At 69.3% G+C, this 20750-nt stretch carries 20 protein-coding genes; 5 read left to right on the top strand and 15 right to left on the bottom strand.

Annotation, left to right across the window (positions count from 1 at the left end):
• Nucleotides 1-749 precede the first annotated feature (749 nt).
• The 11 genes from trmB to MPE_RS14330 all read right to left on the bottom strand — a co-directional run bounded on the left by trmB (nt 750) and on the right by MPE_RS14330 (nt 12560).
• Nucleotides 750-1496, bottom strand: a complete 747-nt coding sequence (gene trmB / locus MPE_RS14380) for a tRNA (guanosine(46)-N7)-methyltransferase TrmB (RefSeq protein ID WP_049820822.1) — start codon at nt 1494-1496, stop codon at nt 750-752.
• A complete protein-coding gene (locus tag MPE_RS14375) occupies nt 1493-2143 on the bottom strand; it encodes an AAA family ATPase (protein ID WP_036232666.1) in 651 nt (216 codons plus the stop codon). The genes trmB and MPE_RS14375 overlap by 4 nt, the downstream gene beginning before the upstream one ends.
• Before the next feature lie 22 nt (nt 2144-2165).
• A complete protein-coding gene (gene pnuC, locus MPE_RS14370) occupies nt 2166-2798 on the bottom strand; it encodes a nicotinamide riboside transporter PnuC (RefSeq protein ID WP_148210957.1) in 633 nt (210 codons plus the stop codon).
• Nucleotides 2799-2852: 54 nt separating this feature from the next.
• Nucleotides 2853-3128 carry a cell division protein FtsB gene (gene ftsB / locus MPE_RS14365; RefSeq protein WP_011830431.1) on the bottom strand — a complete coding sequence of 92 codons (276 nt, stop codon included), beginning with the start codon at nt 3126-3128 and terminating at the stop codon, nt 2853-2855.
• 31 nt (nt 3129-3159) lie between these two features.
• The gene (gene eno / locus MPE_RS14360; protein ID WP_011830430.1) at nt 3160-4461 is read right to left on the bottom strand and encodes a phosphopyruvate hydratase; all 1302 of its coding nucleotides are present in this window, start codon (nt 4459-4461) and stop codon (nt 3160-3162) included.
• Nucleotides 4462-4584: 123 nt separating this feature from the next.
• Nucleotides 4585-5442 carry a 3-deoxy-8-phosphooctulonate synthase gene (kdsA, locus tag MPE_RS14355; RefSeq protein ID WP_011830429.1) on the bottom strand — a complete coding sequence of 286 codons (858 nt, stop codon included), beginning with the start codon at nt 5440-5442 and terminating at the stop codon, nt 4585-4587.
• Nucleotides 5443-5476: 34 nt separating this feature from the next.
• The gene (pyrG, locus tag MPE_RS14350; RefSeq protein ID WP_011830428.1) at nt 5477-7144 is read right to left on the bottom strand and encodes a CTP synthase; all 1668 of its coding nucleotides are present in this window, start codon (nt 7142-7144) and stop codon (nt 5477-5479) included.
• Nucleotides 7145-7244: 100 nt separating this feature from the next.
• Nucleotides 7245-8087 (bottom strand): alpha/beta fold hydrolase, encoded by an 843-nt coding sequence (locus MPE_RS14345; RefSeq protein ID WP_011830427.1) that lies wholly within the window; start codon nt 8085-8087, stop codon nt 7245-7247.
• A gap of 2 nt (nt 8088-8089) precedes the next feature.
• Nucleotides 8090-8917, bottom strand: coding sequence for a proteasome-type protease (locus MPE_RS14340; RefSeq protein WP_011830426.1), 828 nt, complete (start codon nt 8915-8917; stop codon nt 8090-8092).
• 1 nt (nt 8918) lies between these two features.
• Nucleotides 8919-11531 (bottom strand): DNA mismatch repair protein MutS, encoded by a 2613-nt coding sequence (gene mutS, locus MPE_RS14335; protein ID WP_011830425.1) that lies wholly within the window; start codon nt 11529-11531, stop codon nt 8919-8921.
• 36 nt (nt 11532-11567) lie between these two features.
• Nucleotides 11568-12560, bottom strand: a complete 993-nt coding sequence (locus tag MPE_RS14330; RefSeq protein WP_011830424.1) for an inositol monophosphatase family protein — start codon at nt 12558-12560, stop codon at nt 11568-11570.
• 152 nt (nt 12561-12712) lie between these two features.
• On the opposite strand from MPE_RS14330, the gene MPE_RS14325 reads away from it, so the two are divergent.
• Together MPE_RS14325 and cysE are read left to right on the top strand one after the other, a co-directional pair.
• The gene (locus MPE_RS14325) at nt 12713-13432 is read left to right on the top strand and encodes an RNA methyltransferase (protein WP_011830423.1); all 720 of its coding nucleotides are present in this window, start codon (nt 12713-12715) and stop codon (nt 13430-13432) included.
• A gap of 79 nt (nt 13433-13511) precedes the next feature.
• On the top strand, nt 13512-14282 hold the full coding sequence (gene cysE, locus MPE_RS14320) for a serine O-acetyltransferase (protein ID WP_011830422.1): 771 nt from the start codon (nt 13512-13514) through the stop codon (nt 14280-14282).
• Between the two features lie 19 nt (nt 14283-14301).
• Here cysE and mog read toward each other — a convergent pair whose 3' ends face one another.
• The gene (gene mog, locus MPE_RS14315; protein WP_011830421.1) at nt 14302-14916 is read right to left on the bottom strand and encodes a molybdopterin adenylyltransferase; all 615 of its coding nucleotides are present in this window, start codon (nt 14914-14916) and stop codon (nt 14302-14304) included.
• On the bottom strand, nt 14909-15484 hold the full coding sequence (yjgA, locus tag MPE_RS14310) for a ribosome biogenesis factor YjgA (RefSeq protein ID WP_237706326.1): 576 nt from the start codon (nt 15482-15484) through the stop codon (nt 14909-14911). Before yjgA ends, mog begins: the two co-directional genes overlap by 8 nt.
• 110 nt (nt 15485-15594) lie before the next feature.
• On the opposite strand from yjgA, the gene pmbA reads away from it, so the two are divergent.
• Together pmbA and MPE_RS14300 are read left to right on the top strand one after the other, a co-directional pair.
• A complete protein-coding gene (gene pmbA, locus MPE_RS14305) occupies nt 15595-16962 on the top strand; it encodes a metalloprotease PmbA (protein ID WP_011830419.1) in 1368 nt (455 codons plus the stop codon).
• A 98-nt stretch (nt 16963-17060) separates the two neighbouring features.
• Entirely contained in the window at nt 17061-18143 is a 1083-nt protein-coding gene (locus MPE_RS14300) for a TRAP transporter substrate-binding protein (RefSeq protein WP_011830418.1), read from the top strand.
• 3 nt (nt 18144-18146) lie between these two features.
• On the opposite strand, the gene MPE_RS14295 is transcribed toward MPE_RS14300, so the two are convergent.
• Entirely contained in the window at nt 18147-19652 is a 1506-nt protein-coding gene (locus tag MPE_RS14295) for a TRAP transporter large permease (protein WP_011830417.1), read from the bottom strand.
• The gene (locus tag MPE_RS14290; RefSeq protein ID WP_011830416.1) at nt 19649-20188 is read right to left on the bottom strand and encodes a TRAP transporter small permease subunit; all 540 of its coding nucleotides are present in this window, start codon (nt 20186-20188) and stop codon (nt 19649-19651) included. The genes MPE_RS14295 and MPE_RS14290 overlap by 4 nt, the downstream gene beginning before the upstream one ends.
• Nucleotides 20189-20474: 286 nt before the next feature.
• On the opposite strand from MPE_RS14290, the gene bufA2 reads away from it, so the two are divergent.
• The gene (gene bufA2, locus MPE_RS14285; RefSeq protein WP_011830415.1) at nt 20475-20732 is read left to right on the top strand and encodes a BufA2 family periplasmic bufferin-type metallophore; all 258 of its coding nucleotides are present in this window, start codon (nt 20475-20477) and stop codon (nt 20730-20732) included.
• Nucleotides 20733-20750 lie beyond the last annotated feature (18 nt).

Raw genomic sequence — 20750 nt, 5'->3', positions numbered from 1 at the left:
CCCGTGAAGCTGCAGGTGGTCCGTTCGTTGGCGCAAAACGTCCAGGTGGCCGGAGCAGGAGCAGGAGCAGGAGCAGGAGCAGGAGCAGGAGCAGGAGCAGGAGCAGGAGCAGGAGCAGGAGCAGGAGCAGGAGCAGGAGCAGGAGCAGGAGCATCCGACGCTACGTCGCAGACTTTGTCTGCGCCCGGAAGCGGGTCACCGAAGACACTGTTGTCGCAAAAGACCCCGTTGGTGAACGTGCCGGTGGCGTACGTGCCGTTGAAGCCATAGCGAACCTGCTTCGTCCCGGTGAAGCTGCAGGTCCGAAGCTCGACGGCGCACTGGGTCCAGGTCACCACGGGTTCAGCGGCCGCTTGGGCACGGGGGGATCCGCCACCCGAACTATCCACCGCCGACGATGAAGAAGTATCACCTCCGCCACCACCGCACGCGGCAAGCGCACCAGCCGCGCAACTGGTCATGAGCATGCGCACGGTTGACAATTTATCCACTGAAACTCTCCTGGGGGCCATGCAGTGCCGATGTGGCAACCGCACACCCGAGCCAGCTTCAGAGCGCTCGCCGGGTTTTATCTGATTCGCAGAGAGTAGGCGTTAGGGGGAGGGGTCACCACCCCATGAACGGGTGCTGGGTAAGGACGTTTGGCTTCGACGCCTTCACGCTGTTCAAGCTCAGCGGTGTCTGTCGACGATTCATGGGTTCCGGCGTCAGCCTCGCTTCAGGTTTGCGAAGCGGTCTCAGAGGGCGGATCAAGGCGAAGATGTTGCAGTGCACTGCTTCGATGCGCTCCGTCCCTGGTGCTTGGTGAACACCAGATCCCAGACGCCGTGGCCCAGTCGCAGGCCGCGCTGCTCGAACTTCGTCAGCGGCCGGTACTCGGGCCGCGGCGCGTAGCCGTCGGCACTGTTGCGCAGCGCCGGCTCGGCTCCCAGCACCTCGAGCATCTGCTCGGCATAGGGCTGCCAGTCGGTGGCGCAGTGCAGGTAGCCGCCCGGCGCGAGCCGCGTCACCAGTCGCTCGACGAACGCGGGTTGCACCAGGCGGCGCTTGTGGTGCTTCTTCTTGTGCCAGGGGTCCGGGAAGAACAGGTGGATGCCGGCCAGCGAGCCGGGTTCGATCATGTGATCGAGCACCTCGACCGCGTCGTGCTGCACGATGCGCAGGTTCGTCAGTTCGCGCTCGCCGATTTGCTTGAGCAGGGCGCCGACGCCCGGCGTGTGCACCTCGCAGCCGATGAAATCGGTGTCGGGCCGGGCGGCGGCGATCTGCGCGGTGGCGTCGCCCATGCCGAAGCCGATCTCGAACACCCGCGGGGCGCGGCGTCCGAACACGGTCTGCGGGTCGAGCGGCTCGCGCTGGAACGGCAGCACGAAGCGCGGGCCGAGTTCGGCGAGGGCGCGTGTCTGCCCGCTGCCCATGCGGCCAGCGCGAAGCACGAAGCTGCGGATCGGCCGGGGCGGGTGGGCCGGAGGAGAAGAGGAATCGGGTTCGCTCATGGCAATGGGCGCTTCGCCGCGGACGCGGACGACAGATGTTCGCATTCGGGCTGCAGGCATTCGCGGCAGCGGCCACGCAGCCGCGGGCCGTCGGGCGCGGGGGCCACCTGGGCGGGCAGGTGCAGCAGCGGGCGCAGCGCAGCCACAGCGGCTGCCGTGCGCGCCGAGCCTTCGCCATAGACCACCGAATAGGGCAGCACGGCAGAGGCCAGCGCGTCGCGGACCAAGCGGTCGACCGGGCCGCGCACCTGGGCGCCGTCGCGCTGCAGGCCGTCTGGCTGCCAGGCCAGGTCGAGGCCGGTCAGCAGCGTGTGGGCGCAGCGGCGCTGGCGCTCGAGCGCCAGGGGGTAGAGACTGCGGTCGCCGAACACGAACTCGCTGTAGACCGCGATCATCAGCGGCGTGGTGTCGGCCAGCACGATGTGACCGTCCCGCGCGGCGGCCTCGATGCGACGCCATTGCTCGTCGGCGATGGCGGCCTGTTCCTCGGGCCGCGGCGTGCGGCCGTGCGCGTCGCAGAACTCGCGCAGGTACTCGGCCACCCGCGTGGCCGGCCGGCCGAGCGAACGGAGCTCCAGCGCCAGCGCATGGGCCAGCGTGGTCTTGCCGGTGCTCTCGGCACCGACCAGCGCGATCACCGGGCCCATGCGCACCGCCCCGCAAGCCGCCTCATGCCGAGCTCATCGCCGCGGCCTTGCGGGTCCAGGCGCGCCAGCCGATCGCCGCCAGCAGCGCGAACAGCGCGTAAAGCCCGACGGTGAGCCACAGCCCCTTGTAGGCGAACAGGCTCACGCCGACGGCATTGACGGCGATCCACACCGGCCAGTTCTCCACCAGCTTGCGGCCCAGCAGCACCTGGCCCACCACGCTGCCGGCGGTGGGGAAGGCGTCCCACCAGGGCACGTCGGTGTCGGTGCCGTGGCGCAGCAGCAACGCGGTGGCCGGCCACAGCAGGGCGAAGGCCAGCAGTGCCTGCAGCCGGCCGCGCGGGGCGAGGTGGCGCACTGCGAGCGCGCTGCCATCGGCCTGGGTGCCGCACAGCCACTGCCACCAGCCCCAGAAGGCGACCGCGATGAACAGCAGCTGCAGCGATGCGTCGCCGTACAGCCGGGCCTCCCAGAACACCAGGCCGTAGAGCGCCGAGCTGGTGATCGCCAGCGGCCAGGCCAGCGGGTCGACGCGCAGGTTGCACCACACCATCCAGACGCCCAGCAGCGCGCCGGCCAGTTCGGCGCGGCTGGCGGCCAGCGGGCCGAGCACGAAGGCCGGTGCGTTGAGGAAGTCGATCAGCGAGGTGAGCATCGCAAGGCATGCGCTCGGGCGGCGCATCGGGGCGAAAGAGAGTCGGGCGCGGGCCTAGCGGCGCGGCGCGTACTGCACGTAGATCTCGTCGGGCTTGAGCATGCCCAGCTCGGAGCGCGCCTTCTCCTCGACCATCTCCAGGCCTTCCTTGAGGTCGCGCACCTCGGCCGAGAGCCGGTCGTTGCGTGTCTGCGCCACGTCGTTCTTCGCCTGCTGCTCGCGCAGCTGCGCCTGCAGGCCGACCACCCGGCCGACCCCGCCCTTGCCGAACCACAGCTCGGCGTGGACCAGGGCCAGCAACGCGACCAGCGCGACGGTGATCAGGCGCATGGCGGCGGCGGGCGCGGCAGGCAGCGGGGACTCAGCGCAGGTTGTAGAACGCGGCGCGGCCGGGATAGACCGCCACGTCGCCCAGGTCTTCCTCGATGCGCAGCAGCTGGTTGTACTTGGCCATGCGGTCGCTGCGCGACAGCGAGCCGGTCTTGATCTGGCCGGCGTTGGTGCCCACCGCGATGTCGGCGATGGTGCTGTCCTCGGTCTCGCCCGAGCGGTGCGAGATCACGGCGGTGTAGCCGGCGCGCTTGGCCATCTCGATCGCGGCGAAGGTCTCGGTCAGCGTGCCGATCTGGTTGATCTTGATCAGGATCGAGTTGGCGATGCCCTTGTCGATGCCTTCCTGCAGGATCTTGGTGTTGGTGACGAACAGGTCGTCGCCGACCAGCTGCACCTTCTTGCCCAGCACCTCGGTCAGGTGGGCCCAGCCGGCCCAGTCGCCTTCGGCCATGCCGTCCTCGATGCTGATGATCGGGTACTTGTCGACCCAGCCGGCCAGCATGTCGGTCCACTGCTGGGCCGACAGCGACAGGCCGCCCTCGCCGTCGAGCTGGTATACCAGCGAGCCGTTCTTGCCCGGCTTGTAGAACTCGCTGGCGGCGCAGTCGAGGCCCAGCGCGATCTGCGTGCCCGGGGTGTAGCCGGCCTTGTCGATTGCCTCGAGGATCATCTGGATCGCGGCCTCGTGGTTCTCGACGCTGGGCGCGAAGCCGCCTTCGTCGCCCACCGCGGTGCTGATGCCCTTGTCGTGCAGGATCTTCTTCAGCGCGTGGAAGGTCTCCGCGCCCCAGCGCACCGCCTCGCGGAAGCTCGGCGCGCCCACCGGGATGATCATCAGCTCCTGCAGGTCGAGGCTGTTGTTGGCATGCGCCCCGCCGTTGACCACGTTCATCATCGGCACCGGCAGCTGCATGCCGCCCATGCCGCCGAAATAGCGGTACAGCGGCAGGCCCGATTCCTCGGCCGCCGCGCGCGCCACGGCCATGCTGACCGCCAGCGTCGCGTTGGCGCCGATGCGGGCCTTGTTGTCGGTGCCGTCCAGGTCGATCAGCGTCTTGTCGAGGAAGGCCTGCTCGGAGGCGTCGAGCCCCAGCACGGCTTCCGAGACCTCGGTGTTGAGGTGCTCGACGGCCTTCAGCACGCCCTTGCCGAGGTAGCGGCCCTTGTCGCCGTCGCGCAGCTCGATCGCCTCGCGCGAGCCGGTGGAGGCGCCGCTCGGCACTGCGGCGCGGCCCATCACGCCGCTCTCGAGCAGCACGTCACATTCGACGGTGGGGTTGCCGCGGCTGTCGAGGATCTCGCGCCCGACGATGTCAACGATGGCACTCATGGAATGACTTTCAAAGAGGAAGAGAGGTGCTCGACGAGAGGACGCCGCGGATCCGGTTTCGCCGGTCCGCCAGCGTCGCCCCCTCGAGGGGGCGCGGCATCGCCGCAACGGGGGTGGTCAACATCAACAGGAAAAATCGTTCTCGAGCAGCGGCTGTGCCTTGATCACGCGGTCGATGCTGACCAGCTGTTCGAGCAGGGCCTTCATGTGCTTCAGCGGCACCGCATTCGGGCCGTCACTCAGCGCCTTGGCCGGGTCCGGGTGGGTTTCCATGAAGACGCCCGCCACGCCGACCGCGATGGCCGCGCGCGACAGCACCGGCACGAACTCGCGCTGCCCGCCGGAGCTGGTGCCCTGGCCGCCCGGCAGCTGCACGCTGTGGGTCGCGTCGAAGACCACCGGGCTGCCGGTCTCGCGCATGATGGCCAGGCTGCGCATGTCGGACACGAGGTTGTTGTAGCCGAAGCTCGCGCCACGCTCGCAGGCCATGAACACGTCGTCCGGCAGGCCCTTCTCGCGTGCCGCGTCGCGCGCCTTCTGGATCACGTTCTTCATGTCGCCAGGGGCGAGGAACTGGCCCTTCTTGATGTTCACCGGCTTGCCACTCTGGGCCACGGCCCGGATGAAGTCGGTCTGGCGGCACAGGAAGGCGGGGGTCTGAAGCACGTCGACATGCTGCGCGACGACCGGGATCTCGGCCTCGCTGTGCACGTCGGTCAGCACCGGCACCTGCAGATCACGGCGCACCTTGGCCAGGATCTCCAGGCCCTTCTCCATGCCCGGTCCGCGGAACGAGGTGCCGGACGAGCGGTTGGCCTTGTCGTAGCTGGACTTGAAGATGAAGGGGATGCCGAGCGCCGCGGTGATTTCCTTCAGGCGACCGGCCACGTCCATCTGCAGTTGCTCGCTCTCGACCACGCAGGGGCCGGAGATCAGGAAGAACGGCCGGTCGAGGCCGACGTCAAAGCCGCACAGCTTCATGCCAAACCTCCGAGCGACGTCGGCTCGATCATGCTCATGCCGCCACCTTCTGCAATCCGCCCGAGGCCGTGCCACGCTCGGCCTGGTGGGCCAGCGCGGCCTTGACATAGCTGATGAACAGCGGATGTCCCGCCCACGGCGTGGACTTGAACTCGGGGTGGAACTGCACGCCCACGTACCACGGGTGCACGCTCTGCGGCAGCTCGACCATCTCGGTCAGCTTCTCACGCTGGGTGATCGCGCTGATCACCAGTCCGGCCTGCTGCAGGCGGTCGAGGTAGTGCTCGTTGGCCTCGTAGCGGTGGCGGTGGCGCTCGGTCACGACCGGGCCGTAGATCTGGTGGGCCAGCGTGCCGGGCTTCACGTCGGAACTCTGGGCGCCCAGGCGCATGGTGCCGCCCAGGTCGGAGTTGGCGTCGCGCTTCTGGACCGATCCGTCGGCGTCCTGCCACTCGTCGATCAGCGCGATCACCGGGTGCGGCGTGGCGGGTTCGAACTCCGTGCTGTTGGCGTCCTTCAGGCCGGCCAGGTGGCGGGCCACCTCGATGGTCGCCACCTGCATCCCCAGGCAGATGCCGAGGTAGGGGATCTTGTGCTCGCGTGCGTAGCGGGCGGTGAGGATCTTGCCTTCCACGCCGCGCTTGCCGAAGCCGCCTGGCACCAGGATGGCGTCATAACCGGCCAACTGGTCGATGTTGGATTCGTTCAGCAGCTCCGAGTCCACGTATTCGATCTTGACCCGCGCGTGATGGTGGATGCCGGCGTGGCGCAGCGCCTCGTTGAGCGACTTGTACGAGTCCGACAGGTCGGTGTACTTGCCGCACATCGCGATCGTCACCTCGTGCTGCGGGTGAGTCACCTCGTGCACCAGGCGGTCCCAGCGGCGCAGGTCGGCCGATTTGGTGAGCAACTGCAGCTTCATGCAGATCAACTCGTCCAGGCGCTGCTCGTGCAGCATGCGCGGTACCTTGTAGATCGTGTCGACGTCCCACATCGAGATCACGCCCTGCAGGCCGACGTTGGTGAACAGCGAGATCTTGTCGCGCTCGTCCTCCGGGATCTCGCGGTCGGCGCGGCACAGCAGCGCGTCGGGCTGGATGCCGATCTCGCGCATCTTCTGCACGGTGTGCTGCGTGGGCTTGGTCTTGAGCTCGCCGGCCGCGGCGATCCACGGCACGTAGGTCAGGTGCACGAAGGCCGAGTTGCTGGGGCCGGCACGCAGCGCCATCTGGCGCACCGCTTCCAGGAAGGGCAGCGACTCGATGTCGCCGACCGTTCCGCCGATCTCGACGATCGCCACGTCGACGTCGTTGGCGCCGCGCTTGACGAACTCCTGGATCTCGTTGGTGACGTGCGGGATCACCTGCACCGTCTTGCCGAGGTAGTCGCCGCGGCGCTCCTTCTCGAGCACCGACTTGTAGATCTGGCCGGTCGTGAAGTTGTTGCTGCGCTTCATGCGGGTGCTGATGAAGCGCTCGTAGTGACCGAGGTCGAGGTCGGTCTCGGCACCGTCGTCGGTGACGAAGACCTCGCCGTGCTGGAACGGCGACATCGTGCCCGGATCGACGTTCAGATATGGGTCGAGCTTGATCAGGGTGACCTTGAGGCCGCGCGATTCCAGGATGGCCGCGAGCGATGCCGACGCGATGCCCTTGCCGAGGGAGGACACCACACCGCCGGTGACGAAGACGAACTTGGTCATGACATGCGGCACGTTGTTTCCAAAAGTGCCGTGGTGGTAAAGCGAGAGTATATCGGCCGGGCCGGGCCGGGCCGGGCCCGCCTGCCCGGCGGTCTCGGCGTCAGCCGGTCGCGCGGTGGGCGCGAGCCAGGCGGCGCAACTGCATGAGCACCGCCTCGGCGGTCTCCAGTGGACGCTCCATCGGGAACAGGTGGCCGCCTTCGATCCAGCTCACCCGCCCCTGGGTGAGACGCTCGGTCGCGCGCAGGCCCACCTGGCGCACCTCGGCCGACGCGGTGCCGCCGATGAAGGTGACCGGGCAACCGAGCGGATGGCTGCGCAGGACGTGCGGCAGATGGTGCGGCAGGGTCCGGTAGATCTCGGTCTCGACCTCGCGCCGGAAACTGAGCGCGCGCACCGCGCCGGCCGGTTCGGTGCCGGCGGCGACGTAGTCGCGCAGCACCTCGGGGTGCCAGCGGGCGAACACCGGCTTGGTGGCGAAGTGCTCGAAGGCCGCCTGGTCACTGGGCCAGTGCTGGCGACGCCGCCGCGACACGGCGGCCGGCGAGTAGCGTTCACCGAGACCGGTTGCCTTGGCAAATTGCAGCGCGCGTGCCTTCCAGCCGCCGATGATCGGCGAGTCGAGCAGCACCACGCCGCGCGCCAGGTCGGGCCGCCGGGCCGCAGCCAGCACGCTGAGGAAGCCGCCCAGCGAGTGGCCGACGAACCAGGCCGGCGCATCGTCGACGAGCGCCCACTCGGCGAAGTGGATCAGTTCATCGCGCAGGTGCGGCCAGTTGCCGGTCACCGGGTAGGCCGGCTGGTGGCCGAACTTCTCGACCGCGTGCACCGTGTAGCCGGCTGCGCGCCAGTGCTCGAACAGCAGCCGGTAGGTGCCGGCCGGAAAGCCGTTGGCGTGCGAGAAGACGATGGCGCCGCGCGAGCGTCCGCGTCCGCCCGCCATGCTCAGACGATGCGTTCGTTCGGGTGGGTGATCTTGCGCATCGGTTCGCAGCGTTCGCGGCCGGTGCGCAGCGGATGGGCCGCGGCGCCGCCGCTGTCCCACTGCGGCGCGTCGATGCTCTCGAAGGCGGCGCGCAGCTTCTGGCCCCAACTGCCGCGGATCATGCGGAAGTACTCGTTGTGCTCGTCGATGCAGACGATCTGCTCGGTCTGGAAGCGGCCGTCCTGGTAGACCAGCAGGTCCAGCGGCAGACCGACGGAGAGGTTGGACTTCAGCGTCGAGTCCATCGACACCAGCGCGCACTTCGCCGCCTCGTCCAGGCTGGTGGCCGGCGTGATCATGCGGTCGAGGATGGGCTTGCCGTACTTGCTCTCGCCGATCTGGAAGTAGCAGGTCTCGCGCGTGGCCTCGATGAAGTTGCCGGCCGAGTAGACGAGGAACAGCCGCATCGCTTCGCCGCCGATCTGGCCGCCGAAGATCATCGAGGCGTTGAAGTCGATGCCGGCGCGCTTGAGCGAGGCGCCGTCCTGCTCGTGCACGCGGCGCACCGCGCTGCCGAGCACGCGCACCGCATCGAACATGCTGGTGGCGTTCCAGATCGTCAGCGGCGGCTTGTCGCCGTTCTCCAGCTTCTCGACCTGCAGGATCTCGCGCACCGACTGGCTGATGCTCAGGTTGCCGGCCGACAGCAGCACCATGAAGCGGTCGCCGGGCTTCTCGTAGACCATCATCTTGCGGAAAGTGCTGATCTGGTCGAGCCCGGCGTTGGTGCGCGAGTCGGACAGGAACACGAGGCCGGCATTGAGCCGCACGCCGACGCAGTAGGTCATGTCAGTTTTCCTTGGAACGCTCGTGGAGCGATTTGAGGCGGTAGAGCGCATCGAGCGCTTCCCGCGGGGTCAATGTATCGGGTTCGACGCCGGCCAGGGCCCGCTCGAGCTCGGTGGCTTCGCGCGGCGGCGAGGGCGGGGGCGCGGCGAACAGGTCGATCTGCGAGGCGCTGGCCGCCTGCTGGGCCTCCAGCGCCTCCAGCGTCGCGCGCGCCTGGCGCAACAGCGGCGCCGGCATGCCGGCCAGCCGCGCCACCTGCACGCCGTAGCTGCGGCTGGCCGGGCCGGGCTGGATCTCGTGCAGGAACACGATGTCGTCGCCGTGGCCGGTGTGCGACTCTGCCGCGCTGACGTGCACGTTCAGCGCACGCGGGTGCTTCTCGGGGAAGGCGGTCAGCTCGAAATAGTGGGTGGCGAACAGCGTGAAGGCGCGGTTGCGGTCGTGCAGCTGGCTGGCGATCGCCCCGGCCAGCGCCAGGCCGTCGAACGTGGAGGTGCCGCGGCCGATCTCGTCCATCAGCACCAGCGAGTGCTCGGTGGCGCCGTGGACGATGGCCGCCGCCTCGGTCATCTCGAGCATGAAGGTCGACTGTGCGTTCGCCAGGTCGTCGGCCGCGCCGATGCGGGTGTGGATGGCGTCGACCGGGCCAAGCCGGCAGGCTGCGGCCGGCACGTAGGAGCCCATCGCGGCGAGCAGCACCACCAGCGCCACCTGGCGCATGAAAGTCGACTTGCCGCCCATGTTGGGACCGGTGATCACCAGCATGCGGCGGTTGGCGTCGAGCCGGCAGTCGTTGGGGATGAAGCTACCGCCGCCGGTCTCGGCCAGCCGCGCCTCGACGACCGGATGGCGGCCCTGCTCGATCTCGATGCAAGGCTGGCTCACGAACTCCGGGCAGCACCAGTTCAGCACCGCCGCGCGCTCGGCCAGCGCGGCCAGCGCGTCCAGACTGGCCAGCGCGCGCGCCACGGCGCCCAGCGCGGCCAGCTGCGGCTGCAGCGCATCGAGCACGCCGTCGTACAGCAGCTTCTCGCGCGCCAGAGCACGCTCCTGTGCCGACAGCGCCTTGTCTTCGAAGGCCTTCAGCTCCGGCGTGATGTAGCGCTCGGCGTTCTTCAGCGTCTGGCGGCGCTGGTAGTCGGCCGGCACCTTGTCGACCTGGCCCTGCGTGACCTCGATGTAGAAGCCGTGCACGCGATTGAACTGCACGCGCAGGTTGGCGATGCCCGTGCGGTTGCGCTCGCGCGCCTCCAGGTCCAGCAGGAAGGCTTCGCAGTTCTGCGCAATGCCGCGCAGCTCGTCGAGCGCGGCGTCGTGGCCCGTTGCGATGACGCCGCCGTCGCGCAACAGCACCGCCGGCTCGTCGGCGATGGCGCGCTGCAGCAGGTCGGCGATCTCCGGGGGCGGCGAGAGCTGCTGTGCCAGATCGGCCAGCAGCGCGCTGTCGCGCGGCACGCCGTCGCGCAGCGCGGGCAGCGCCAGCAGCGTGGCGCGCAGTCCGGTCAGTTCGCGCGGACGCACCTGGCGCAGCGCGATGCGCGCGGTGATGCGCTCGACGTCGCTGACGCCGCGCAGCGCCTCGCGCAACACCTCGCCGCCACGTTCCATCAGCGCGCCGATCGCTTCATGGCGCGCGCGGGCCGCCGTGCGCACGCGCGCCGGGTGCGTGAGCCAGTGGCGCAAGGCGCGCGAGCCCATGCCGGTGCGACACACGTCGAGCAGCGACAGCAGCGTCGGCGCGTCCTCGCCGCGCAGCGTCTGCGTCAGCTCGAGGTTGCGGTGCGTGGCCGGCGGCAGTTCCAGCAGATCGCTCGCGCGCTCCACCGCCAGCGAACCCACATGGGCCAGCGCCCGGCCCTGGGTGTGCTCGGCGTAGCTGAGCAGCGCCGCGGCGGCGGCGTGGGCTGCGGACACGTCCTCGGCATTGAAGCCGGCGAGACTGGCAACGCGCAGTTGTTCGCACAGCTTGCGCCGGCCCAGCGCCGTGTCGAACTGCCACGCGGGTCGCCGCGTGAGCGCCGTGCGAGTGGTGGACAGCGCGGCCGTCAGCGCCGCGTCGTCGCGGTCGTCGACCAGCACCTCGGCCGGGCCCAGGCGCGCCAGCCAGCCCGCGAGTTCGCGCTCGCCGCATTCGCTGAGACCCAGCGTGCCGCTGCTCAGGCCCAGCCAGGCCAGGCCGTAACTCGCACGCTGGCGCGTCACCGCCAGCAGCAGGGTGTCGACGCGCTCCGACAGCAGCTCGGTGTCGGTCACGGTGCCCGGCGTGACGACGCGCACCACCTTGCGCTCGACCGGCCCCTTGGCAGTCGCCACGTCGCCCACCTGCTCGGCGATCGCGACCGACTCGCCAAGCTTGACCAGCTTGCCGAGATAGTTCTCGAGCGCGTGCACCGGCACGCCGGCCATCACGACGGGCTCGCCGGCGCTCTGGCCGCGGCTGGTGAGCGTGATGTCGAGCAGGCGGTGCGCCTTGCGGGCGTCGTCGAAGAACAGCTCGTAGAAATCGCCCATGCGGTAGAGCACGAGCGTGTCGGGATGCTCGGCCTTGATGCGCAGGTACTGCTGCATCATGGGGGTGTGACCGGACTCGGCGCGGGCGGGGTCGGCACTCATGCGGGCTCGCGGACGGGGCGACGCAACGTCGAAGACTCAGAACGGGGCGTCGTTGTCCTTGGCCTTGGCGAGGTCGGTCTTGCGGATGCGCACCGGCGGCTTCTTCGCGGTGGCGGCGGGCGGTGTATCGGCCTCGACGCTCGCGACGAAGGCGGCGGTCGCGTCCGGCGCCGCCGCTGCGGCGCCCGCAGCGGGGGCCGTGGCGCCCGCGTCGTCGTCCTTGATGATGCGGGTGTAGGGCGCGAGGATGCTCACCAGCTGCGCATAGATCTTCGGGTTGCCCGCGACGATCTCGCGCTGGTAGAGGAAGTCGGACTCGCCGGTGAAATTGCCGATCAGGCCGCCGGCCTCGGTGATGATCAGCGAGCCGGCCGCGATGTCCCAGGGGTTCAGCCCGGTCTCGAAGAAGCCGTCGTACCAGCCCGCGGCCACGTAGCACAGGTCCAGCGCGGCGGCACCCGGGCGGCGCAGGCCGGCGCAGTGCTGCATGACCTCCTCGAACATCTTCAAGTAACGCTTGAAGTTGTCGCCCTTGCGGAACGGGAAGCCGGTGCCGATCAGCGACTCCAGCAGGCGGCTGCGCTTGCTGACGCGCAGGCGCTTGTCGTTGAGGAAGGCGCCGCGTCCCTTGGAGGCGTAGAACAGGTCGTTGCGTGAGGGATCGTAGACCACCGCCTGCTGGATCTGGCCGCGGAAGGCGAGTGCGATCGAGACCGCGTAGACCGGGAAGCCGTGAATGAAGTTGGTGGTGCCGTCGAGCGGATCGATGATCCAGAGGTAGTCGCTGTCCTTCGCGCCGTGGGTCCGCCCGGTCTCCTCGGCGAGGATGCCGTGGCCGGGGTAGGCGCCGAGCAGCGTCTCGATGATCGCCGCCTCGGCCGCCTGGTCCACCTCGGTCACGAAGTCGTTGTGCGACTTGGCCGTCACCGTCACGCGCTCGATGTCCAGCGAGGCCCGGTTGATCAGCGCCCCCGCGGTGCGTGCAGCCTTGACGGCGGTGTTGAGCATGGGGTGCAGGGTCTGGGACATGGCGGGCGCTCGCGGCTGACGGGGCAGGAGAGGGAAAGGCGGACTGGCGGGGGACAAAGAACGCGCGGGGCCGGCGGGCGGGGAGGGCAGCGCGGCCGGCGCGACGGGCCGCGAGGGCCACGCCGATAATCGAATTTTAGCCGCCCCCGCCGATGTCGACCGCCGATCCGACCCGCTTCGTCCTCGTGGGCACCAGCCATCCCGGCAACGTGGGCGCGGCGGCGCGGGCGATGAAGGTGATGGGCTTCTCCGACCTGGTGCTGGTGGCGCCCCGCCATGCCGACGTGCTGGTGCAGGAGGACACGGTGGCCCTGGCCAGCGGCGCGGCCGACATCCTGGTGCGGGCGCGCGTCGTCGCGACGCTCTCCGAGGCCCTGGAGGGCGTGACCCACGCCTGCGCCACCGCGATGACGCCACGCGATTTCGGCCCCAGGACCCACGCGCCTCGTGCGTTGTTCCCGGAGCTCGCCGCCGGGCGGCAGCGCGTGGGCTTCGTGTTCGGTTCCGAGCGCTATGGGCTGTCGAACGAGGACGTGTACCGCTGCCACAGCTGCCTGAGCATCCCGACGCCGGCCGACTACGGCTCGCTGAACCTGGCGCAGGCGGTGCAGCTGATCGCCTACGACTGGCGCCAGGCGCTCGGCGGCTACCCCGTCACGCCCCGCACGCCCGATCCGGCGCTGGCCGACGCGGCGGCGGTGCAGGGGCTGCTCGATCACTGGCAGCGGGCGCTGGTGCATATCGGCCACCTCGATCCGGCGGCACCGAAGAAGCTGTTGCCGCGGGTGAACCAGCTGCTGAACCGGGCCCAACTGACCGAGGAAGAGGTGCACCTGCTGCGCGGGATCGCCACCTCGATGTTGAAACGCTGAGCCGCCGCGATGCCCCCGCCGGCCTCAGGCAGGAAGGCGGCTGGCTACACTGATCTGGCCCAACCTGAAGAGCGACGACATGTTCAGCCGCCTCCGCGAAGACATTGCCACCATCCTCGAGCGCGACCCGGCCGCACGCACGGGTTTCGAGGTGCTGACCTGTTATCCGGGGCTGCATGCACTCGCGGTGCACCGGCTGGCGCATGGCTGCTGGACACGCGGCTGGCACTGGCTCGGTCGCTTCCTGTCGCACCTGGGCCGCTTCCTCACCGGCATCGAGATCCATCCGGGTGCCACGATCGGCCGGCGCGTCTTCATCGACCACGGCATGGGCGTGGTGATCGGCGAGACGGCCGAGATCGGTGACGACTGCACCATCTACCAGGGCGTGACGCTCGGCGGCACCTCGCTCTACAAGGGCGCCAAGCGGCACCCGACGTTGGGCAAGGGCGTGATCGTCGGTGCCAACTCGCAGGTGCTTGGCGGTTTCCTGGTCGGCGACGGGGCGCGGGTCGGCTCGGGCGCGGTGGTCGTCAAGCCGGTGCCGGCGGGCGCCACGGCGGTCGGCAACCCGGCGCGCATCCTGCACGACGCAGTTGATGTGCAGCGCGAGGCGGCGGCGGCGAAGATGGGTTTCTCGGCCTACGGCGTGAGCCAGGGAGACGACCCGGTGGCTCAGGCGATGAAAGGCCTGATCGACAACGCCTCGGGCCACGAACACCAGATCGCCATGCTGTGGGCGGCAGTCGAGACGCTGTCGCGGCGCAGCGCCGCCGGCGACTGCGTCCCGAGCGACGCGCAGACCCGCGAGGACTTCGACGCGGCGGCGCTGAACCAGCTGGTGCGCTGACGCGCGGCGGCCGGCCGGTTCAGGCAGCCGCCGGGCGCGGCGCGCGCAGCGCCGATTTCGGCCGGAAGGCCTTGCAGACCGTCTCTTCCGTCTCGAGGTAGGGCCCGCCGATCAGGTCGACACAGTAGGGCACGGCTGCGAAGATGCCGTGCGCCGGCGGGCTCGCGTCCGGCAGGCCCTGCAGCGTCTCGGCAATCGCCTTGGGCTGCCCGGGCAGGTTGATGATCAGCGTCTGGCCGCGGATCACCGCCACCTGGCGCGACAGGATCGCGGTGGGCACGAAGCGCAGCGAGATTTGCCGCATCTGCTCGCCGAAGCCCGGCATCTCCTTGTGAGCGACGGCCAGCGTGGCCTCGGGCGTCACGTCGCGCGGCGCCGGCCCGGTGCCGCCAGTGGTCAGCACCAGGTCGCAGTGCGCGTCGTCGACCAGCTCGCGCAGCGTGGCGCTGATGCCCTCCTGCTCGTCCGGGATCAGGCGTGTGACCCAGGTGACCGGGTTCTTCAGCGCGCGGCTCAGCCAGTCCTGGAGCGCCGGGATGCCCTGGTCTGCGTAGACGCCGCTGGAGGCGCGGTCGCTGACCGAGACGAGGCCGATCGTGACGGGGTCGAACCCCGCGGCGGGTACGTCAGTCATTGCTTTCCTCCTCTTCGCGGCCAGGCTCGGCGAGCGCGCCGCGCAGCTGCTGGAACAGCTCGCGGTAGGCCCGGCCGTGGCGGGCAGCACCGTCCGGCAGTGCGGGGACGGCTTCCTTGCGCGCGCTGCGGATCAGGCTGCGCAGCTGCTGCAGGTCGCTGCGCGGGTGCGCGGCGGTCCAGCGGGTGAGGGCGTCGTCGCTGGCCAGCAGTTCGGCGCGCCAGCGCTCGGCCTCGTGCAATGCGAGCGCATCCTTGGCGTGGCCGAGCTGGAACGAGGCAACCGCCTCGCGGATCGGCTCGATACCGCCGGCATCCTGCGCCCGGCGCATCAGCTTGCCCAGGTACTGGATCTGGCGGCGGCGGCCTTCATGGGACTTGGTGCGCTGGGCGGTTCGGACCGCCTCGCGGAGCGACTCGTCGATGCCGATGGCGTCGATGCGAGCGTCGGGCAGCGTCATCAGTGCTTCGCCCAGGGCCTGCAGCTCGTGCATGGCCTTCTTCAGCGCGGTCTTGCTGGGGCGCTCGGACGCATCGTCGTCGTCCAGTTCGTTCGTTTCGGTGTTCAAGCGGTGGCAGGCATCAGGGAAGGGGGAACGCCGCAGGGCGCTGGCTATCATAGTTGCGTGCCGCCGGCTCTCCCTGCGGCCGCACAGCCCCGCAGTTTCCAGGTCCCGCCATGTCCCGCACCCCCGAAGGTTTTGCCCATAGCCGAGCCCAGTTCGAGCAACTGATCGACGACGCGCTCGCGGTGGCCCGCGGGCTCGGGGCCAGCGATGCGGCGGCCGAGGTCAGCGAGGGCGCCGGCCTGTCGGTGTCGGTGCGCAAGGGCGAGGTCGAGACGGTCGAGCGCAACCGCGACAAGTCGCTCGGCGTCACCGTCTACCTGGGCCAGCGGCGTGGCAACGCCAGCACCTCCGATTTCTCGCGCGCCGCGCTGGAGCAGACGGTGCGCGCCGCCTACGACATCGCCCGCTTCACGGCCGAGGACCCGGCCGCCGGCCTGCCCGACGCGGCTGATCTGGCCACGCCCGAGGAAGCGGCGCGCGATCTCGATCTCTACCACCCCTGGGCGATCGACGCCGCCGGCGCCATCGAGCTGGCCTTGCGCTGCGAGGGCGCAGCCTTCGCGACCGACCGGCGCGTCACCAATTCTGACGGCTGCGGCGTCTCGGTCCAGCAGTCGCACTTCATGGCCGGCAACTCGCGCGGTTTCCGCGGCGGCTACGCCAGTTCGAGGCACTCGCTGTCGGTGGCTCCGATCGCCGGCCGGGGCAACGACATGCAGCGCGATGCCTGGTACAGCTCGATGCGGGACGCCGCCGAGCTCGCGTCCCCCGAGGCCGTGGGCCGCTACGCTGCCGAGCGCACGCTGGCGCGGCTGAAGGGCCGCAAGATCGCCACCTGCGAGGTGCCGGTGCTGTTCGAGTCGACGCTGGCCGCGGGTCTGCTCGGTGCCTACGTGCAGGCCACCAGCGGCGGCGCGCTCTACCGCAAGGCCACCTTCCTGGCCGACTGCCTGGGCAAGCCGGTGTTTCCCGACCACGTCGACATCGTCGAGCAACCGCACCTGCTCAAGGGCAAGGCCAGCGCACCGTTCGACGACGAGGGCGTGCGCACGCGCGCGCGCAAGGTGGTGGCCGGCGGGCGCGCCGAAGGCTATTTCCTGTCGAGCTACTCGGCGCGCAAGCTCGGCATGCACACGACCGGTCACGCCGGCGGCTCGCAGAACCTCACGCTGACGAGCCGGCTCACGGCGCCCGGCGACGACCTCGACGCGATGCTGCGCAAGCTCGGCCGCGGGCTGTTCGTCACCGAGCTGATGGGGCAGGGCGTCAACTACGTGACCGGCGACTACTCGCGCGGCGCGGCCGGCTACTGGGTCGAGGGCGGGCGCATCGTGCACCCGGTGCACGAGATCACCATCGCCGGCAGCCTGGGCGAGATGCTGCGCCGGATCGTCGCGGTCGGTGCCGATGCCTACACGATGGGCGGCAAGACCATCGGCTCGGTGCTGATCGAGCGCCTGAAGATCGCCGGCAGCTGAGGACGGTGCGTGCCTGGCGGGTAAGCCCCACGCCGGGCCGCGGAGGGCGCTCCTAGAATCTTTTCGATCCTTCCTTCCCTCTCCAGGAGTCGTCCTTGATGCAACGCCGTTCCTTCGTGCAACGGGCCGGTCTGGCCGGTGTGCTGGCCACGGGCGCCGCACCGGCGGTCGTGCACGCCCAGAGCAACCTGCGCTGGCGGCTGGCTTCGAGTTTCCCGAAGTCGCTCGACACGATCTTCGGCACGGCCGAACTGTTCGCGAAGAAGGTCGGCGAGATGAGCGGTGGCCGATTCCAGATCTCGGTGCATGCGGCCGGCGAGCTGGTGCCGGCCTTTGGCGTGGTCGACGCGGTGCAGAACGCCACCGTCGACATTGCCCACACCGCGCCCTACTACTTCTACGGCAAGGACCCGACCTTCTGCCTCGGCTGCGCGGTGCCGTTCGGGTTGAACTCCCGCCAGATGTCTGCGTGGATGTACGACGGCAACGGCCTGAAACTGATGCGCGAGTTCTACGCCAAGTACAACATCGTCAACTTCCCCGGCGGCAACACCGGTGCGCAGATGGGCGGCTGGTTCCGCAAGGAGATCAAGTCCATCGCCGACATCAAGGGTCTGAAGTTCCGCTGCAACCCGTTTGCCGGCCGCGTGCTCGAGCCCTTCGGCGTGGTGCCGCAGTCGCTGCCGGGCGGCGACATCTACCCCGCGCTCGAGAAGGGCACCATCGACGCGGCGGAATGGGTCGGTCCCTACGACGACCTCAAGCTCGGTTTCAACAAGGTGGCGCCGAACTATTACTACCCGGGCTGGTGGGAGGGTGGGCCGCAGCTCGACTTCTTCATCAACAACAAGGCGTGGGAGGCGCTGACGCCCGACTACAAGTCGATGATCGAGGCCGCCGCGGCGCAGTCGCACATCGAGATGCAGGCGCGCTACGACGCGCGCAATCCACCGGCTTTGAAGCAGCTGGTGGGTTCGGGCACCAAGCTCAAGCCCTTCCCGGCCGACGTGATGACCGCGGCATTCAAGTCGGCCGAGCAGATCTACGCCGACCTGTCGGCCAAGAACCCGTCCTGGAAGAAGGTGTGGGAGGACTACGCGAAGTTCCGCGCCGAGCAGAACGTGTGGTTCCGCTTCACCGAGGCGACCTTCGACCGTTTCATGCAGTCGCAGAAGCTCTGAGCCTCAGGGGGCCGAGGCGGCCGGGTCTGCCGCCGGCGGCCGGTCGCGGAACAGTTCGTCGAGGTCGGGTTCCGAGGCCGCCGTGTCCGAAGGATCGACCGGCATCTCGATGCGGACCTTGTCGAGGTCGATCTTCTCTTCCTTGTCGAGGAAGACCGTGACTGTCTCCGGCACGAAGATCACGATCACCACCAGCAGCAGCTGCAGCATCACCCACGGCAGTGCGCCGAGGTAGATGTCGCGCGACGGCACCGGGCGGGGCAGCGTGCCGCTCTTGAACAGCGAGTCGGCGATGCCGCGCAGGTAGAACAGCGCGAAGCCGAACGGCGGGTGCATGAACGAGGTCTGCATGTTCACGCACAGCAGCACGCCGAACCACACCAGGTCGATGCCGAGCTTGTCGGCCACCGGCGCGAGCAGCGGCAGGATGATGAAGGCGATCTCGAAGAAGTCGAGGAAGAACGCCAGGAAGAAGATGAAGACGTTGACCGCGATCAGGAATCCGATCTGGCCTCCGGGCAGGCCGGAGAGCATGTGCTCGACCCACTTGCCCCCGTCGACGCCCTGGAACACCAGCGAGAACACGCGCGAACCGATCAGGATGAACACCACCATCGCGGTGATGCGCATCGTGCCCGCCAGCGCGTCGCGCAGCAGCGGCCAGCTCAGGCGGCGGTGCAGGGCGGCCAGCAGGAAGGCGCCGACCGCGCCCATCGCGCCGGCCTCGGTGGGCGTCGCGATCGCGTGGTCCATGCCGGGCAGGCCGCCCATGCTGCCGAGCACCGCGAAGATCAGGACGGCAGACGGAACGATGCCGCGCAGGCACTTGAGCCACAGCGCCCGGCCGCTCAGAGTGCGCGCTTCCTTCGGCACGCCGGGCACGGCGGCGGGGCGCAGACGGCTCAGCACGAAGGTATAGGCCGCGAACAGCAGCACCTGCAGGATGGCCGGACCCCAGGCGCCCTTGTACATGTCGCCCACCGGGCGGCCGAGCTGGTCGGCCATGACGATCAGCACCAGCGAGGGCGGCACCAGCTGCGTGATCGTGCCCGACGCGGCGAGGACGCCGGTGGAATAGCGCAGGTCGTAGCGGTAGCGCATCATCACCGGCAGCGAGATCATCGCCATCGCGATCACCTGGCCGGCCACGGTGCCGGTGATGGCGCCCAGCACGAAGCCGACGATGATCACCGAATAGCCCAGGCCGCCGCGCACCGGACCGAAGAGCTGGCCCATCGAGTCGAGCATGTCCTCGGCGAGGCCGCACTTCTCGAGCACGGCGCCCATCAGCGTGAAGAAGGGGATGGCCAGCAGCAGGTCGTTGCTGAGGATGCCGAACACGTTGAGCGGCAGCGCCGACATGAACTCGGGCGGGAACCAACCTGCCTCGATCGCGATGAAGCCGCACAGCAGACCATAGGCCGCGAGCGAGAAGGCCACTGGGAAGCCGATCAGCAGCACGACGATCAACCCCGCGAACATCAGCGGGGCGAACTGCTCCATCGTCATTGCAGGGGGCGCTCGTAGTGCGTGTGCATCTCGTGGCGATGCAGCAGCCAGCCGATGCGCTTGGCGATCTCGGCCAGTCCCTGCAGCGCGAGCAGCGCAAAGCCCAGCGGCAGCATCAGCATCGCCGGCCAGCGGATCAGGCCGCCGGCGTTGCCGGACATCTCCCCGCTCGTGTAGGTGCGCCAGAACAGCGGCAGCGACAGCCACAGCATCAGCAGCACGACGGGCATCAGGAAGGCGACGAGACCGAACAGGTCGACAAACACCTTGCCGCGGCCGGACAGGCGGCCGTAGAACACGTCGACGCGCACATGCTCGTTGAGCCGCAGCACCTGCGACGCGCCCAGCATCACGCAGGCGGCGAACAGGTACCACTGGATCTCGAGCCAGGCGTTCGAGCTGTAGTCGAGGCCGTAGCGCACGAGCGCATTGCCGGCGCTGATCAGGCAACAGGCCAGCACGGCCCACTGGGCGAGCCAGGCGAAGCGGTCGTTGAGGACGTCGATCGGCGAAACGATTCGGGACAGGGCGCTCATCGGCGATCTCTCGGGTGACAGCGGCTCGTCAGGAAATCATGCGTGCGGGGTCGGGCACTGCGAGGCCGAGCGATTCTAGAGGGCCGAGGTGCGGGGTTTGCGCGTTTGCCCGTGCGAGCCGCGCCGCATCCGCCGTCGCCTGCGCTGCGTACAGGACTCCTGCGTGCCTGATTCGATGTCGGTGTAAGTAAACGCCGCCAGGTGCGACCGAAGAAGGCCAGTGCACGGAGTGCGACGACGTTCCCCGGCCTGCCGTTCCGCAACCATCCATCCGAAGGAGATCCACATGACGAATTTCAAGTCTGGTCTGGCGATTGCCGGCGCCGCTGCCGCCCTGTTTGCCATGGGCACGGTCAGCACCACGGTGCAGGCTGCTGACACCGGCTCGGTGCACTGCGCCGGGGTGAACAGCTGCAAGGGCACTTCGGAGTGCAAGACCGCCAGCAGCGCCTGCAAGGGTCAGAACACGTGCAAGGGCCAGGGCTGGGTCAGCAAGAAGTCCGCGAAGGAATGCACCGACGCCGGCGGGACCGTCGCGAAGTAGGCCCGACGGATCGGTCAC

The sequence above is a fragment of the Methylibium petroleiphilum PM1 genome, from assembly GCF_000015725.1.
In the GTDB taxonomy this organism is placed as follows: Bacteria; Pseudomonadota; Gammaproteobacteria; order Burkholderiales; family Burkholderiaceae_C; genus Methylibium; species Methylibium petroleiphilum.
This window is presented reverse-complemented; position numbering and strand designations above follow the sequence as displayed.

Excerpts from the sequence above, each read along its gene's own strand:
- trmB (WP_049820822.1), bottom strand. The coding sequence starts at position 1,496 with ATGAGCGAACCCGATTCCTCTTCTCCTCCGGCCCACCCGCCCCGGCCG.
- MPE_RS14375 (WP_036232666.1), bottom strand. The coding sequence starts at position 2,143 with ATGGGCCCGGTGATCGCGCTGGTCGGTGCCGAGAGCACCGGCAAGACC.
- pnuC (WP_148210957.1), bottom strand. The coding sequence starts at position 2,798 with ATGCTCACCTCGCTGATCGACTTCCTCAACGCACCGGCCTTCGTGCTC.
- ftsB (WP_011830431.1), bottom strand. The coding sequence starts at position 3,128 with ATGCGCCTGATCACCGTCGCGCTGGTCGCGTTGCTGGCCCTGGTCCAC.
- eno (WP_011830430.1), bottom strand. The coding sequence starts at position 4,461 with ATGAGTGCCATCGTTGACATCGTCGGGCGCGAGATCCTCGACAGCCGC.
- kdsA (WP_011830429.1), bottom strand. The coding sequence starts at position 5,442 with ATGAAGCTGTGCGGCTTTGACGTCGGCCTCGACCGGCCGTTCTTCCTG.
- pyrG (WP_011830428.1), bottom strand. The coding sequence starts at position 7,144 with ATGACCAAGTTCGTCTTCGTCACCGGCGGTGTGGTGTCCTCCCTCGGC.
- MPE_RS14345 (WP_011830427.1), bottom strand. The coding sequence starts at position 8,087 with ATGGCGGGCGGACGCGGACGCTCGCGCGGCGCCATCGTCTTCTCGCAC.
- MPE_RS14340 (WP_011830426.1), bottom strand. The coding sequence starts at position 8,917 with ATGACCTACTGCGTCGGCGTGCGGCTCAATGCCGGCCTCGTGTTCCTG.
- mutS (WP_011830425.1), bottom strand. The coding sequence starts at position 11,531 with ATGAGTGCCGACCCCGCCCGCGCCGAGTCCGGTCACACCCCCATGATG.
- MPE_RS14330 (WP_011830424.1), bottom strand. The coding sequence starts at position 12,560 with ATGTCCCAGACCCTGCACCCCATGCTCAACACCGCCGTCAAGGCTGCA.
- MPE_RS14325 (WP_011830423.1), top strand. The coding sequence starts at position 12,713 with ATGTCGACCGCCGATCCGACCCGCTTCGTCCTCGTGGGCACCAGCCAT.
- cysE (WP_011830422.1), top strand. The coding sequence starts at position 13,512 with ATGTTCAGCCGCCTCCGCGAAGACATTGCCACCATCCTCGAGCGCGAC.
- mog (WP_011830421.1), bottom strand. The coding sequence starts at position 14,916 with ATGACTGACGTACCCGCCGCGGGGTTCGACCCCGTCACGATCGGCCTC.
- pmbA (WP_011830419.1), top strand. The coding sequence starts at position 15,595 with ATGTCCCGCACCCCCGAAGGTTTTGCCCATAGCCGAGCCCAGTTCGAG.
- MPE_RS14300 (WP_011830418.1), top strand. The coding sequence starts at position 17,061 with ATGCAACGCCGTTCCTTCGTGCAACGGGCCGGTCTGGCCGGTGTGCTG.
- MPE_RS14295 (WP_011830417.1), bottom strand. The coding sequence starts at position 19,652 with ATGACGATGGAGCAGTTCGCCCCGCTGATGTTCGCGGGGTTGATCGTC.
- MPE_RS14290 (WP_011830416.1), bottom strand. The coding sequence starts at position 20,188 with ATGAGCGCCCTGTCCCGAATCGTTTCGCCGATCGACGTCCTCAACGAC.
- bufA2 (WP_011830415.1), top strand. The coding sequence starts at position 20,475 with ATGACGAATTTCAAGTCTGGTCTGGCGATTGCCGGCGCCGCTGCCGCC.